12 protein-coding genes are annotated in these 14,570 nt (G+C 69.1%); 10 read left to right on the forward strand and 2 right to left on the reverse strand.

What is annotated here, in order from left to right; genetic code table 11:
* Positions 1 to 99 precede the first annotated feature (99 nt).
* From ACY1JF_RS16810 to ACY1JF_RS16830, 5 genes are all read left to right on the forward strand, one after another.
* Positions 100 to 2,322: an ATP-dependent nuclease gene (locus ACY1JF_RS16810; RefSeq protein WP_462705980.1), complete on the forward strand. Its 2,223-nt coding sequence runs from the start codon at positions 100 to 102 to the stop codon at positions 2,320 to 2,322.
* Positions 2,306 to 3,823: a UvrD-helicase domain-containing protein gene (locus ACY1JF_RS16815; RefSeq protein ID WP_462705942.1), complete on the forward strand. Its 1,518-nt coding sequence runs from the start codon at positions 2,306 to 2,308 to the stop codon at positions 3,821 to 3,823. Before ACY1JF_RS16810 ends, ACY1JF_RS16815 begins: the two co-directional genes overlap by 17 nt.
* 380 nt (positions 3,824 to 4,203) lie before the next feature.
* Positions 4,204 to 4,821 (forward strand): tyrosine-type recombinase/integrase, encoded by a 618-nt coding sequence (locus ACY1JF_RS16820; RefSeq protein ID WP_383257227.1) that lies wholly within the window; start codon positions 4,204 to 4,206, stop codon positions 4,819 to 4,821.
* 215 nt (positions 4,822 to 5,036) lie between these two features.
* The gene (locus tag ACY1JF_RS16825; RefSeq protein WP_385952218.1) at positions 5,037 to 5,246 is read left to right on the forward strand and encodes a helix-turn-helix domain-containing protein; all 210 of its coding nucleotides are present in this window, start codon (positions 5,037 to 5,039) and stop codon (positions 5,244 to 5,246) included.
* Positions 5,247 to 5,312: 66 nt separating this feature from the next.
* A complete protein-coding gene (locus tag ACY1JF_RS16830; protein WP_383257231.1) occupies positions 5,313 to 6,401 on the forward strand; it encodes a tyrosine-type recombinase/integrase in 1,089 nt (362 codons plus the stop codon).
* 219 nt (positions 6,402 to 6,620) lie between these two features.
* Here the strand turns inward: ACY1JF_RS16830 and ACY1JF_RS16835 are convergent, their stop codons facing one another.
* The gene (locus tag ACY1JF_RS16835) at positions 6,621 to 7,904 is read right to left on the reverse strand and encodes an MFS transporter (RefSeq protein WP_383257234.1); all 1,284 of its coding nucleotides are present in this window, start codon (positions 7,902 to 7,904) and stop codon (positions 6,621 to 6,623) included.
* Entirely contained in the window at positions 7,901 to 9,319 is a 1,419-nt protein-coding gene (locus ACY1JF_RS16840; protein ID WP_462705943.1) for a rhodanese-like domain-containing protein, read from the reverse strand. Before ACY1JF_RS16840 ends, ACY1JF_RS16835 begins: the two co-directional genes overlap by 4 nt.
* 47 nt (positions 9,320 to 9,366) lie before the next feature.
* On the opposite strand from ACY1JF_RS16840, the gene ACY1JF_RS16845 reads away from it, so the two are divergent.
* The 5 genes from ACY1JF_RS16845 (at position 9,367) to ACY1JF_RS16865 (ending at position 14,164) form a co-directional block, all read left to right on the forward strand.
* Positions 9,367 to 10,044 carry an ArsR/SmtB family transcription factor gene (locus tag ACY1JF_RS16845; RefSeq protein WP_383257239.1) on the forward strand — a complete coding sequence of 226 codons (678 nt, stop codon included), beginning with the start codon at positions 9,367 to 9,369 and terminating at the stop codon, positions 10,042 to 10,044.
* The gene (locus ACY1JF_RS16850) at positions 10,041 to 11,222 is read left to right on the forward strand and encodes a cysteine desulfurase family protein (protein WP_462705944.1); all 1,182 of its coding nucleotides are present in this window, start codon (positions 10,041 to 10,043) and stop codon (positions 11,220 to 11,222) included. Before ACY1JF_RS16845 ends, ACY1JF_RS16850 begins: the two co-directional genes overlap by 4 nt.
* A 50-nt stretch (positions 11,223 to 11,272) precedes the next feature.
* A complete protein-coding gene (locus ACY1JF_RS16855; protein ID WP_462705945.1) occupies positions 11,273 to 12,457 on the forward strand; it encodes a trans-sulfuration enzyme family protein in 1,185 nt (394 codons plus the stop codon).
* A 133-nt stretch (positions 12,458 to 12,590) separates the two neighbouring features.
* Positions 12,591 to 13,859: an MFS transporter gene (locus ACY1JF_RS16860; protein WP_462705946.1), complete on the forward strand. Its 1,269-nt coding sequence runs from the start codon at positions 12,591 to 12,593 to the stop codon at positions 13,857 to 13,859.
* Positions 13,856 to 14,164 carry a sulfurtransferase TusA family protein gene (locus ACY1JF_RS16865; RefSeq protein ID WP_462705947.1) on the forward strand — a complete coding sequence of 103 codons (309 nt, stop codon included), beginning with the start codon at positions 13,856 to 13,858 and terminating at the stop codon, positions 14,162 to 14,164. Before ACY1JF_RS16860 ends, ACY1JF_RS16865 begins: the two co-directional genes overlap by 4 nt.
* Positions 14,165 to 14,570: the final 406 nt, after the last annotated feature.

Below are 14,570 nucleotides of genomic sequence, written 5' to 3' on the forward strand. Positions count from 1 at the left end.
TGACCTGATCCCCTGGTCCGCGTTTTCGGCCGCAGCCATGGGGTCCTCGGCTGGGCGGCTAGCGGACATGGGGGCATACCGCTGTCAGTGCCCGTGGGGATGATGGAGCAGTCAGATGCGATTGGGGCGTTAAAGGGGGCGGCGTTGTTTCTGAGCCGTGTGAGCGTTTCCGGGTTGCGGGCGAGTGCGGAGGGGGCGATCGAGTGTGAGCTGCCGGGACGTTTCAGCGTCCTGATCGGTGCGAACGGCGCGGGCAAGACGACAGTCATGGATGCTTTGTACCTGGCCCACACCAGCCGCTTCCCACACCTGCCCCGCCTGGGGACTGCGGTTCTGGGAGCTGATGGCAGCCCCGGCGTAGAGGTGCAGTACAGCCTTGAGCAGGACGTTGCAGCCGAAGGACCTCTGGGTCAGCAGATCCAGCAATCCTGGCGTCATATGTCGGACGGTGTAGCGCAGAAATGGTTCACAGAATTTCAGCGCAATCTGGGAACAGTTCGCGCCAGGGTGGACCGCAACCGAGTGCATGACACGGCACTGGGCACGGACCCCTTCAAGTTGATCTACTTGCCGGCGTGGCGGCATCCGCTTGACGAGCTGGCCCGTCGCGAGACCCGCATCCTCATCGAGTTGCTGAGAGCGGAGCAGCAGCGACTTGACGGCAGCCGCAGCCTCGTGCCGCTGCGCGTCAAAGCGTCCCGACTGCTGGAGAACTTGGCCAAGGATGGACTCATCGAAGCAGTCGAAGAACGCATCGGCAATCACCTGGCCTCTCTGTCCGCAGGAGTGCAGCGGCAGTGGCCTTACGTGCGAGGCCAAGTCATAGACGACTCCTACCTTGCGCGCGTCCTTGAGCTGATGCTGGCCGTCATAGAAGGCCGGGCCGCGGCCCGGCCGCTGGAAGTCTCGGGCCTCGGGTACGTCAATCTGCTCCACATCGCGGTGACTCTTGCCGCGATACCTGACTCCACCCGCCGTGCCCAGGCAACGGAGGAGCCGCCCCACAGTGGCGAAGCATCTGGAGACATGACGGACGAAGACGAGCAGCGCCTGGCCCGGGAACGCCTGGAGCAGGCTGCTGCGGAAGCGGAGTCCGAGGCTGATTCGTTCTTCCCCAGCACCCCCTTCCACGCCACAGTGATCATCGAGGAGCCCGAGGCCCACCTTCACCCTCAGCTGCAGCACGCGCTCGTCCGCTATCTGCGCAAGGCCGTACGTCAGCGTCCGGAACTGCAAGTGGTGCTGTCCAGCCACGCGACGGACGTCATCACCTCTTGTGATCCTGAACAGCTCGTGGTGTTGCGGCGCGCTGCGGACGGCAGCAGAGTCTGCCGTCCGATCACCAAGATCCCCATGATCAAGCGTGCCGAGACGCTGCGTATGGCCCGTCTCCACATGGATGCCAGTCGGTCCGCCGCGTTGTTCGCCGAGCGACTCGTGGTGGTCGAAGGCGTGACCGAAGCCGCCATCATCCGTGACTTCGGCAGGGCATGGGCCGGAAAGGACCCAGCGAAGCACGCCTTCATCGATGCTCTCAGCATCGTCTACACCGGGAACAAAGTCGGTCCGTGGACCTCCCGTTTCCTGGCCACGAAGGGGGCCGAGATTTGCACACGATTGGCCGTGCTGCGCGACAGTGACAAGCCATTCGATGAGCAGCCAACCGACCCGGAATGGCTGGATGGCCACGACTCAGAGGTTGTACAAGCCTTCATCAGCCACCCGACGCTGGAGCCGTCCATCACGGAGGGCAACGAGCGTCTCATAAAGCTTGCCCTGACTGACATCAGAGCGGAACCGCTCACCGAACCGGTCACTGACCGAGTTGTTTACGACTTGTTCAAGAGTGCCCGCAAGGGCAAGGGAGGCGCCCCGGATACACCGGCGGGTCCCCATGCGAAGGACAAGGGCGCGTTCGCGGATGCCCTCGCCGTTCGCCTCGCCGACGCCATCGAACGTGACGAGCCCATCCATGTTCCGGACCACCTGGTGAAGCTCTTCGACTTCCTCTACCCGCGGCCCGTGGTGGAATCGGAGAACGAACCCGAGGAACAACAGACACCGAAGTCACAGACACCGACGCAAACCTGGCCCACGGCTCCTGAACCCTTCTTTTATAGCCCCAGTGCCGTTCCGTCTTCTGATCTTCCGCCAGTGGGAGCTTGGCCGGCCACTGCTTCTGGCCCTGCTCCTAGTGATCCGTGGGCAACTAACCCATGGAACACCGACGCGTGGGCAACCAAACCTGCGACGACGGACCCGTGGGCAACCAAACCTGCGACGACGGACCCGTGGGAGGAGTTGGATGGGGACACAGAATGACATCGCCGGCAGACTCACCGGTGAACAAATGGTCGCGGCCGGAACGCCGCACCGCCGCGTGTACATCGAAGCAGCGCCGGGTTCAGGAAAGACCGCCGTGGCCGCACAACGCTTCGGCATCCAGCGCTTCCACGGGGGCGACCAGCGTGCCGTGCTGGCCGTGAGCTTCACCCGCTCCGCCACCGCTGAGCTACGTCACCGTGTGCTCCGTCAGTGGGGCCCGGATGTACTTGCTTGGCCGCACCGCATTGTCACGCTGGACACCGTCGTCTGTGACCTGCTCAGTTACTTGCTGGATGCGGGGCACATCTGCTGGCCAGGCGGACACCGCAGTCTCACCGTCATCGACTCCTGGCCAGTGCATCTGCCCACCAAGTGGTCACGCATAGAACCAGTCGTGGCACTGGCCAGCAATCAGGTCGTGGTCCAAAGCCTGCGACGGAGCACCCAAGCGAACAGACCCAGCAGACAGGACGTCGCCGCGGCTCTGGCCGAAGGCTTCTGCACCCATCAGGACGCTCGCACTCTCCTCGAAGCGGCGATGGCATGTCAAGGCGCCCGCGACGCGGTCTTGTCCCGTCTCGCGAATACCGCAGGCGCACTGATCGTCGACGAGATCTTCGACGCGAATGCCTTCGATCTCTCCCTCGTGCGGCTCGCGGTGGACGCCGGGCTCGAAGTCACCGTCGTCGGTGATCCGTGGCAGGCCCTCTACGGCTTTCGAGGAGCTCGACCCGATCTCGTACCGGAGTTGGTACGCGATGCCCAGTTCGTCCAGCGCCCACTGCGAAGATCCTTCCGTTGGACAACTGACGGGCAGAAGCGCCTGGCGGATGAGCTGCGGGCCGGCCATGGAGTGATCCTCCCGCCGGGGCAAGCGGAGGACATGGACGTCGTGTTGTCGTTGCAGTGGAAGACTCTGTGGAGCTCTGGACCCCACGTCCTTCCGCTGGCGTACGGATCCGCCACGGGACAAGTGCACGAAGCAGCTTGCACGCTCCTGCTCAGCGAAGTGACGAAGCAAAAATTCGGAGTCGACGCCACATTCCACAAAGAGGCACTCATCGCGCTCGGAATTGACGCTGAAGCATTGGAGCGCATGAGTCCCAACTTGCAGCAGCTCATCACTGATTTGGCGGGATCGGCCAGAATCGCGGAGATCTGGTCAGACCTTAATGAGGTCGTCGGGGCCGAGACTCGGCGAAAACTCCCGAAGAAGAGAAATCATCACCACACGGCACGTCTGGAGAACCTCCGTGTCCGTCTGCATGCCGATAGGAATCGGCTGATCCCTGGTCTCACGGCTCACCAGGCCAAGGGCCGCGAGTGGAACAACGTCGGCGTTCTCTTGGCCAAGTCAGAGCGTGAAACTCTGGCAGCAGGGCTCGTCCAGACCAGGGAAGATCATCGCACGCTCTATGTGGCACTGACCAGAGCCAAGCAGGCGACCCACAGGATCGCGGACAGCGTGTCCATCAGCGTTGAGATTGAGGCGCCTTGACACCGCCTTGAGGTAGGTGACCCCGGAAGGGTCGGCTGCCAGCGCTTGTGCTTGAGACGGAGCAGGCGTTTAGAAGGCGCCTGCTCTATCCTCGCGTTTCCTGGCCACAGGGGCAGGTATGGGTGGGTTCGGGCAGATTCGCCAACAGCAGACACATTGAGTCCCATACGGACTGGATTAACTCGGCGAAGGAAGCAAACCTAGAGCGGTCTTCGGAGAGTGGAACCTGCTCTCTGCGCATCAACTGGGTCCGCGATAGGTGCGTCGCGGGCGCAACATAGCCGACGATCGCCGGTTGGCCAAACCGGCGCTTCTCCGGACCATTGAATGACCAGGGGGCGCCGACGCGTCCCGATGTCTCGTGTGAGGAGTCATGTAGCTTGTCGAAGCTGGCAATAGACGAATCGTCCTTGCTCTCTGCGAACCGTGTTCGCGCCCTTCTGGAGTGGATCCAGGCGGAATCCTCGGGGGTCGTTTTCCCCTTTCTCGCCTTCATGGCGGGCACCGCACTTTCGCCGGGCGAAGCGGCCTCGGTTCGGGTGCACGAAGTGACGCTCCCGGAAGGGGAGTTCGGGGAGGTGCTGGTCCGTGCCGGCGAGGGCCGGAGGGTTCCTGTCTCCCCGGACATCGTCGGTGTTCTGAGGCGCTGGATCGACGAGGCGGATTTGGAATTTGAGGATCTGCTGTTCCCGGCTGAGCGGGGTGGGTCGTTGGCGTCCTCCGAGTACAAGAGGGCGTGGAGGCAGGCTCGCCAAGCGGTGTTGAGCCCGGGCGAGGTGCAGGCGGGCTTGGGGGAGCAGGTCTCCAGCCTGCGTGACTCCTGTCTGGACCGGTGGCTCGAGGCGGGCGTTCCTGCGTGGGGTGTCGCCGAGTGGGGTGGAGTGAGTGCGAGCTGGGTTGCGGTGCGGTACCCGCACCGCTTCCGGCTGGAAGACATCGAGATCGACTGGGACCACCTGGAAGAGATCCTGCGCCTTCCGGACATCCCCAAGCGGTAGTCTCCCGTCCCGCGCTCCGAGCGCAGGACCGCAGCCGAGCACATCCCGAACGTCGGCGGTCCACGCCACACGCGACCGTGTCACATCGCCGGGCCCCTCAGCGATCTGGTCCCACTGCCCTGACAGGGCCGGTTGACCTGCGCCGTGGACCGCCGGCAACCCGGCTGAATCTTCGCCTGATTGGCCTTTCCCCCTCTGTTTCCGAGGACTCGCGCATGCCCCCTGCCCATCTGCTGTCCATTCCCGCTGTTGCCGCCGCCCTGGACGTCGACCGCCGCACCGTCTACCGCTTCATCGCCGCCGGAGACCTCCCCGTCGTCGACCTGCGCACAGGGACCGAACGCTCCCGCGTCCGTGTCCCTGCTGCCGGGCTGGAGGAGTTCATCGCCAGAAGGCTGGTTGTTTCCCCGCGTCCCCGCCGCTGATCGCTCGCCCGCAGTTTGGCCCTCACCGTTTCCGAACGAAGGAGTAGTACCGCGTACCTGCGCAAATTGAAGACCGGCAAGTGGCAGGCGACCGTTCGCAACCGGGCCGGCGACCGGTTCAGCGAGTCCTTCCCCCTCAAGGCCCAGGCGCGGGCCTGGGGCATCGAGCTGGAGACCCAGTTCGCCCGTGGAACCGTGCGCGACCCGCGGGTCGGCGAGATCGCGTTCCGGGAGTGGCACGACCGGTGGTGGAACGCCCGCATCGTCGAACCCCATACGCTGCGGGGAGACGCGTCCAGCATCAAGAACCACGTCATGCCGTACTGGGCTGACTGGGAGATGCGGGCCATCACCCGCATGGACGTCCAGAGCTGGATACGCTCCCTGGTCGAGAAGGGCGCAGGCCCTGCCGCGATTAGACGGGCCTACAACCTGACGTCGTCCATCATGCGCGCTGCTGTCGACGACGATGTGATCGCGGTGAGCCCGTGCCGCAGCATCGATCTGCCGCCCATCGCGGTCAAACCGCCGCAGTGGTTCACGCCCGACCAGGCGCAGAGCATCCTCGACGGACTCGCCCCCGCCTGGCGGACGATGTGCCTGCTCGGCTTCTACACCGGACTGCGCTGGGGAGAGCTCTCCGGCCTGCACCGCCATCGCATCGACACACGCCGCTCCCGCCTGTTCGTCGTGGAGGTCAACACCAAGAGCGGCATCAAGGAGTACCCCAAGAGTTCCAAGAGCCGTCGCGAAGTCCCGCTCCCGCCCCACGTCCTGGAGGCCCTCGAACGCCATATCCACCGGCTCGACCGCGACGCAGTGGTCTTCACGACCATAACCAAGGGCCGCTCCGGGCGCCTCCTCGCCGACAGCAACTGGCGTCGGCAGACCTGGTGGCCTGCTGTCGAGGCTGCCTACCATTTCGGCGACGACGGTGAGTTGCAGCTTGTGCCGCACTACTCGCCGCACTCCATGCGCCATACCTGCGCTTCGTGGCTCGTCCAGAGGGGAGTCTCGCTCTACGAAGTTCAGCACCTTCTCGGCCACGAGAGCTTCCAGACCACCCAGCGCTACGCCCACCTCCAGCCGGACGCCCATAAAGCTGTGCTGGGAGCCTGGGAACGCATGGAAACCCCGCTCACCGTCGTCGCATGAACGTTCCTTCGCCCTGTCCTCCTTGGACAGGGCGAAGGCGTTTCCCGGTTACATAGGGCCGGGTCACGTTCGCGGCTCGGTTGGCCGGTCGTCGGGAAGCGTCCAGCGGCCGTCAGCGTCGAACGGCCACGGGCGGGCGTAGACATCGATCTTCGCCTTAAGCATCCTGGCTACAGGCAATCCGCCGGCCCGGGCGATCCCGCTCGTCGGCACGACCGTTCAGCGTGCGTCGGGCCGGTGTTCGGTGATCCAGCGGGCTGCCAGGAGGCCCGAGGCGGCGGTGAGGACGGCGGCGGCGATGACGGTGGCGTTCAGGCCGAGGGCGTCGGCGAGGATGCCGGCGACGAGGGCTCCGGCGGCGTAGCCGATGTCGCGCCAGAATCGGTAGGTGCCCAGGGCGTTGGCTCGCCAGGCGGGGTGGGCGTGGTCGGAGATGGAGGCGATGAGGGCCGGGTAGACCATGGCGGTGCCCAGGCCCAAGAAGACCGCGGACAGGATGCCCGCGAGTAGCGGCCGGTCCAGCAGGGCGAGGGCGAGGACGAAGCCGACGGCCTGGACGAGCATGCCGTAGACGATCAAGGGCTTGCGGCCGATGCGGTCGGCGAGGTGGCCGGTGGGGATCTGTCCGAGCCCCCACAGGATCGGGTAGAGGCCCTTGATCAGGCCGACGGCGGCGAGTCCGAGGCCGTGGTCGGTGAAGAGCAGAGGGAAGACGCCCCAGGTGAGGCCGTCGTTGAGGTTGTTGATCAGCCCGGCCTGGCTGGCGCCGCGCAGGGAGCGGTTGCGCCAGGAGGTCCGGGTGAAGGTGGCCTTCAGGCCGGTGTCCTCATCCGTGGGCAGGGGCTTGGTGTGGTTGGCCAGTTCGAGGGCGACGTGGGCGGCGGTGTCGCGAACGACGAAGGCGAGGGCGAGGCCCGCGATGACGAAGATGATGCCGATGAGTTCGGGGACGGGGCGCAGGCCGTAGCTGGTGGCGAGGTAGCCGGTGAGCAGGGCGGTGACGCCGACTGCGGTGTATCCGGCGGCTTCGTTCAGGCCGGTGGCGAGCCCGCGGCGGGAGGGGCCGACGAGGTCGATCTTCATGTTGACGGTCATCGACCAGGTCAGGCCCTGGTTGAGGCCGAGCAGCACGTTGGCGGCGACGATCCAGCCCCACGAGGGTGCGTAGGCGAGGGCGAAGGGGACGGGGATGCCGAGCAGCCAGCCCGCGACGAGGAGCTGCTTGCGGCGGAAGCGGGCGGTGAGCGCTCCGGCGGCGAGGTTGGTGAACGCCTTGGTGAGGCCGAAGGCGATGATGAAGGAGAAGACGGCCAGGTCGCTGGTCAGGCCGAAGGTCTCGGAGCCGATGAGCGGGACGGTGGTGCGCTCTAGGCCGACCAGGCCGCCGACGCAGATGTTGACGATGACCAGCAGGGTGAACTGAAGCCAGTTCTCCCGTAGCCCGAGCCGTACGGGCCGCCTGGCGGCGTCGGTCGGCGTCGTGGTGGTGGGTGTGGTGTTCACGGGCGGGTGTCCTCCGTGCCCTGGGCGAGCTGCTGGCCGTGGGCGGCGGTGTAGTCGGCCGGTCCGCCGTCCAGAACGGCGATGTCGGTGTGGCCGGCGCGCTCAAGGAGGCTGGCGGCGGTCATGGCACGCTCGCCGTGGCCGCAGGCCACGACCGGGCCGGCCGGTGCGTCGGCAGCGGACTCGCTCAGGGCGCCGAGCTCGATGTGCAACGAGCCAGGGACGTGTCCGCCGGCGAACTCGGCTTCCTGCCGGACATCGAGGTAGGGGCGGCCAGCGGCACGGTCGGCGGTGAGGAACGCGGTGGTGGCCTGCGCGTTGCCGTCGGCGAGCCAGGCGTCCATGCCGCCGGCGAGGCGGCCGGCGAGATGCTCGTGGCCGATCTTGTACGCCTGCCAGACGATCTCGCTCAGGTCCTGGTCGTCGCCCGCGACGAACGCGAGTGGCGCGGTGTCGGGCAGGAGCCAGCCGAGCCAGGTGGCGAACTGCTCGCGCAGCGGGAGCGACAGAGATCCAGGGATGTGGCCGGTCGCGTAGTCGGCGGCCGGGCGGACGTCGACGACATGGCCGCCGTCGGCCATCAGGGCCCGTACCTGCTGCGCGCCCAGGGCGGGCAGCACCGGCTGGGCGGTCAGCACGGCCGGGCCACGCCGGTTGATCTCGCCGAGGCGGTCGAAGTACGCCGGGTAGGTGCCCAGGCTCGCGGTCAACTGGGCCACAAAGGTGTCCTCGTCAGGGGCGGCGAGCAGCGGGTTGGCCTGCTTCTGCGCGCCGATGGTGGTGGTGCGCTCGGTGCCGGGCGGCGCCGAGCAGAAGGACCCGGCGCCGTGCGTGGGCCACACCGCGGTCTCGTCCGGCAGCGCGGTCAGCCGCTTCAGCGACCGGTACTGGGCACGGGCCAGTTCCTCGGTGCGGTCGGCACCCAGGAGGTCGGTGCGGGCGGCGGAGTTCACGATCAGCGAGCCACCGGTGAACACCCCGAGCTCCCGGGCGCCGTCGAGCAGCAGGAAGGACACGTGCTCGTCGGTGTGCCCGGGGGTGGCAAGGGCCCGCAGGGTCAGTCCGCCGAGGTCGACCTCGTCGCTGTCGGCCAGGCGCTGGTGGTCGAAGGCCCGGCGCCCGGCGGCGGAGGCGAGGATCGTGGCGCCGGTGTCGTGGCCGAGTTGGAGGGCGCCGGAGAGGAAGTCGGCGTGCAGATGCGTGTCCGCCGCGAACGCGACGGTCAGCCCGCGCCGCTCGGCTGCCGCCCGCAGGGCGCGCAGGTCGCGGCTGGCGTCCATGGCCAGGGCGCGTCCGTCGCCGAGGTCGAGCAGGTAGGCGCTGTTGCCCAGTCCTTCGTCGACCAGCGGTATGAGGTGATCGTCCGCGAAGCCCACGGCGTCCTCCAGGATCTCGGGAACGGGGCGTGTGGTCACACCCACCAGACTCAACTACAATAATCCATGGATTTATGGAGGATGCCATGTCGGAGAACACGAAGAGCGCGACGAAGGCGCGGCTGTACGACGCGTTCGCGGCCAGCGGCAAGGCGCTGGCCAGCGGAAAGCGTCTGGAGCTGCTGGATCTGCTGGCCCAGGGCGAGCGCACCGTCGACGCGCTGGCCAAGGCCGCCGGGCTGAACCTGACCACCGCCTCGGCGCATCTGCAGACCCTGAAGCAGGCCGGTTTCGTCGCCACCCGCCGCGAGGGCGTGCGCATCCACTACCGCCTCGCCGGCGACGACGTCGCCCAGCTGTTCGCGCTGCTGCGCAAGGTCGCCGAGACCCACCAGGCCGCCGTCCCCGCCGCCCGCGATGCCTACCTCGGCCAGGACACCGCCGCCGAGGTCAGCCGTGAGGAACTGCGGGTCCGGATCGCCGCCGGGGACATCGTCGTCCTCGACGTGCGGCCGGTCGAGGAGTACCAGGCCGGGCACATCCCCGGCGCTCTGTCCATCCCGGTCGACGAGCTGGCCGACCGGATCGACGAGCTGCCCGAGGACACCGAGATCGTCGTCTACTGCCGCGGGGAGTACTGCGTCCTGGCCTACGACGCGGTACGGCTCCTGACCGACCGCGGACGGCGCGCGATCCGCCTCAACGACGGCATGCTCGAGTGGCGGCTGTCGGAGCTGCCCGTCGACGCCTCGGACCTCACGTGACCCGCCCGGGCGGCGACCTCCCGCCGCACCCGGGCCTGGCCGAGGGGCCCGTCTATCTGGACTACAACGCCACCACCCCGGTCGACCCGCGGGTCGCCGAGGCGATGACGCCCTACCTGGCCTGCTTCTTCGGCAACCCCTCCAGCAACCACCCCTACGCCGCCACGCCACGCTGGGCCCTGGCCGAGGCCCGCGCCCAGGTCGCCCGTCTGATCGGTGCGCGGCCCGGGGAGATCGTGTTCACCGGCTCGGGCTCCGAAGCCGACCTGCTCGCCCTGCGCGGCGCGGTCCTGGCCTCCGGCCGCCCGCACCCGCATGTGATCACCCAGGCCACCGAGCATCCCGCCGTCCTTCAGACGTGCCGAGCCCTTGAGCGGCTGCACGGCGCGCGGGTGACCGTGCTGCCGGTCGACCGCGACGGGCTCGTCGAGCCGGACGCCCTGGCCGACGCATTCACCGAGGACACGGTGCTGGTGTCGATGATGGCGGCGAACAACGAGACCGGCGCCCTCCAGCCGATCACGCAGCTCGCCTCGCTCGCCCGTGAGCGCGGGGCGCTGTTCCACTGCGACGCCGCCCAGGCCGCGGGCAAGATCCCCCTCGATGCCGGCGACCTGGGCGTGGACCTGCTGACGATCGTGGGACACAAGATGTACGCGCCCAAGGGCGCCGCCGCCCTGTACGTACGCGACGGCGTGAGCCTGGAGCCGGTCATCTACGGCGGCGGGCAGGAACGGGGCCTGCGCGCGGGAACGGAGAACGTCGCCCTGGCCATCGCGCTTGGCACCGCCGCGCGGCTCGCGGCCGAGGAGCTGGCCTCCGGTGCCCCAGCCCGCGTCGCGGCTCTGCGCGACGATCTCCATCAGCGGCTGGCGATCGGTCTGCCCGGCCGCGTGCACCTCAACGGGCCGGAGAAGAACCGCCTGCCGAACACCCTGAACGTCAGCGTCGACGGCGCTCTCGGCCATGAGGTCCTCGCCGCCGCCGGTGGGATCGCGGCCTCGACCGGATCGGCCTGCCACAGCGGCACCCACACCCCCTCCCCGGTGCTCACCGCCATGGGCCTGGACGCGACCCGCGCGCTCGGCACGCTGCGGCTGTCCCTGGGCCGCTGGACCACGGCCGAGCAGATCGAGACGGCGGCAGCAACCCTCATCCGGGCGGCTGGCGCGCAGTGACCGGGCCGAGCGGCCCGACGCAAGAAGATCCGACGAGCAGCAGGAGAGGCATGACCGAGACCAGCGCGCACGGACTGTCCACCCGCAGTGTCCACGCCGGCGAGCGCCGCGACGCCGAGGGGGCCGTCCACACCCCGCTCTACAACCACTCCACCTTCGCGTTCGACACCACCGCCGACCTTCTCGACGTCGTCGAAGGCCGCAAGGCCGGGAATCTGTACACCCGCTATGGTCTCAACCCCACCATCCGCTCCACCGAGGCCAAGCTCGCCGACCTCGAAGGCGGCGAGCAGGCCCTGGCGTTCTCCTCCGGTATGGCCGCCGAGGCCGCCACGTTCCTCGCGCACTGCCGTACCGGTGACCACATCGTGTGCATCGGCGAGGTCTACGGCGGCACGTTCGAACTTCTCGGCGACAACCTGCCGCAGGTCGGCATCACCACCACCTTCCTGCGCGCCGATGAGGTCGGCCGGCTGCCCGAGGTGCTGACCGGCCGGACGCGGATCGTGTTCTTCGAGACCCCGGCCAACCCCACCCTGACCGTCTTCGACATCGCCGCCATCGCCGAACAGGCCCGCACGGTCGGCGCGCTGACGGTGGTGGACAACACCTTCGCCACCCCGGTCAACCAGAACCCGCTCGCCCATGGCGCGGACCTGGTCGTGCACTCGGCGACCAAGTACCTCGGCGGGCACTCCGACCTGACCGCCGGCGTCCTGACCGGCCCCGCCGAACACCTCGCCCCGGTGATGGGGTGGCGCAAGAACCTCGGCCAGGTCATCGCCCCCGAGACCGCCTTCCTCCTTGCCCGCTCCATCCGCTCCCTGCCCGTCAGGGTCCGCGCGCAGAACGACACCGCCGCGGCCGTCGCCGCCTTCCTGCAGACGCACCCGCGGGTGACCCGCGTCCACTACCCGGGGCTGGCCACCGGCGAGCAGAAGCGCATCGTGGATGCGCAGATGCGCGGCGGGGGCGGCATGCTCAGCGCCGTCCTGGACGCGACCGCGGAACAGACCGCCGCGGTGGTGGACCGGCTGCGGCTGTTCGCCATCGCGCCCAGCCTCGGCGGAGTCGAGTCCCTGGTCACCCAGCCCATCACCACCACCCACCACGGCCTGGACCCGGCCGAGCGCGCCCGCCGGGGCATCACCGACAGCATGATCCGGCTCTCCGTCGGCCTGGAAGACGCCGACGACCTGATCGCCGACCTCGCCCAGGCCCTCGACAGCGACTGACCCCGCTGTTCCGCCACCGGCCCGCACCGCCGTCCTCGGACACCGGGCCGGTGTACAACCGCCCCCTGCCGGGACCGGCCAGTTCCCCTCCCACCGGTCCCGTACCGCTCACCGCCGCTTTCGGAAAAGAGACATGACCAGCACCGCGTCCGCCCGTACGACGGGCTCCATACCCGACCCCGCGCAGGCCCAGCGCCGCATTCTGCGTGTCCTGGTCGCCTCGCAGATCCTGAGCGGTGCGGGTCTCGCCGCCGGCGTCACCGTCGGCGCTCTCCTCGCCCAGGACATGCTCGGCACCACCAGTCTCGCGGGGTTGCCCAGCGCCCTGTTCACGGCCGGCTCCGCGCTCGCCGCTATCACCGTCGGCCGCATCTCGCAGGCCCGCGGACGCCGCCCCGGCCTCGCCGCCGGATACCTCACCGGGGCTGTCGGCTCGGCCGGCGTCATCACCGCCGCCGTCCTGGACAACCCCGTCCTGCTGTTCATCGCCCTGTTCGTCTACGGCGCCGGCACCGCCACCAACCTCCAGGCGCGCTACGCCGGAGCCGACCTCGCCCCGGCCGGCCACCGCGCCCGCGCGGTCTCCACCGTCCTGGTCGCCACCACCCTCGGCGGCGTCGCCGGACCGAACCTCGCCGCCCCCGCCGGCACCCTCGCCGAACACCTCGGCATTCCCAGCCTCGCCGGACTCTTCGTCCTCTCCGGTGCCGCCTACGCGCTGGCCGCGCTCGTCCTCGCCCTGTGGCTGCGTCCCGACCCGCTGCTCCTGGCCCGTGCCGTCGCCCAGGCCAAGGAAGCCGACACCGCGACCGGCCCGGCCGCCGACGGCGGTGACGCCGACACCAGCGAGGGCCGCGGCGGCGTGGTCCTCGGCGCGCTGGTCATGGTCCTGACCCAGCTCGTCATGGTCGCGATCATGACGATGACACCGGTCCACATGCACGACCACGGCCACTCCACCGCCGCCTCCGGCCTCGTCATCGGCATCCACATCGGCGCCATGTACCTGCCCTCACCCCTGACCGGCTGGCTCGTCGACCGCTACGGGCGTATGAAGATCGCCGCCGCCTCCGGCATCACCCTGCTTGCCGCCGGCATCCTCGCCGCCGCCGCGCCAGGCGACTCCGTCGCCCTCCTCGCGCTCGCCCTGGCCCTGCTCGGGCTGGGCTGGAACTTCGGCCTCGTCTCCGGCACCGCGATCATCACCGACACCGTGCCGCTCGCCACCCGCGCCCGGACCCAGGGACTGGTCGACGTCTCCATCGCGATCGCCGGCGCCACCGGCGGCATGGCCTCCGGCATCATGGTCGCCGCCACCAGCTACCCCGCCCTCGCCCTCACCGGCGCAGCCCTCTCCCTCGCCCTCCTGCCCGCCGTCGCCGCCACCGCCTACCGCCGATGAACCCCATCGACCCCGACACCCCCGCGCCGAACATCACCGTCGACGGCACCGGCCTGCTCTGCGTCACCCTCCTGCTGCGCCTGCGCAACGAGATCGACGGTGCCGAGCCGGGCACCGTCGTCCATGTCGTCGCCACCGACCCGGCAGCCCCGCTCGACCTGCCCGCCTGGTGCCACATGACCGGCCACCACTACCTGGGTCCCGTTGCCGATGACGAACGGCCGGTGTTCGCCGTCCGGTTGGCCGCCGATGCCCGGCCGACCCGGACAGCCGCCCCCTGGCACCCCGTCAGGGAAAAGGGGTAGTCGAAGGCGCACGGGCCTTCTCCGGTGAGTGAGCCGCTGAGCCGGACGGTCGCCGTCAAGGTCCGAGCGCCGCCGCGCTCCGGATGCCCGGCCCGCGGGGGCACGCTCGGCGGCGCCGCCGTGACCTGCCACGAGCCGTTGACAGTCCGGTGCGCGCGGCGCCCACCCGGCCGCGCCCGCCCCGGCAGCACGGGCGTCGGATCCCTCGCCCTCGCGATCACTCGCTCCACGGCCGGTACGGTCCGCGGCAGCCGGCATCGTGCTGGATCCCGGCATCGGCGAGTGCACGTCCGAGTGCCGCGTGCCGGCCGGCCCTGCCGTCACGCGCCGTCCAGGGCGATCGTCGCGCCGGTCCGGGCCGGGACCGCGCGCGCCGGACGCTCACGCGGTCCCGGCCCGGCCGCCC

The sequence above is a fragment of the Streptomyces sp. SYSU D01066-1 genome (genome assembly GCF_054956795.1).

What these genes read in the sequence shown, in the direction of transcription:
- ACY1JF_RS16810 (WP_462705980.1), top strand. Translation starts at nt 100, where the DNA reads ATGATGGAGCAGTCAGATGCGATTGGGGCGTTAAAGGGGGCGGCGTTG.
- ACY1JF_RS16815 (WP_462705942.1), top strand. Translation starts at nt 2,306, where the DNA reads ATGGGGACACAGAATGACATCGCCGGCAGACTCACCGGTGAACAAATG.
- ACY1JF_RS16825 (WP_385952218.1), top strand. Translation starts at nt 5,037, where the DNA reads ATGCCCCCTGCCCATCTGCTGTCCATTCCCGCTGTTGCCGCCGCCCTG.
- ACY1JF_RS16845 (WP_383257239.1), top strand. Translation starts at nt 9,367, where the DNA reads ATGTCGGAGAACACGAAGAGCGCGACGAAGGCGCGGCTGTACGACGCG.
- ACY1JF_RS16855 (WP_462705945.1), top strand. Translation starts at nt 11,273, where the DNA reads ATGACCGAGACCAGCGCGCACGGACTGTCCACCCGCAGTGTCCACGCC.
- ACY1JF_RS16860 (WP_462705946.1), top strand. Translation starts at nt 12,591, where the DNA reads ATGACCAGCACCGCGTCCGCCCGTACGACGGGCTCCATACCCGACCCC.
- ACY1JF_RS16865 (WP_462705947.1), top strand. Translation starts at nt 13,856, where the DNA reads ATGAACCCCATCGACCCCGACACCCCCGCGCCGAACATCACCGTCGAC.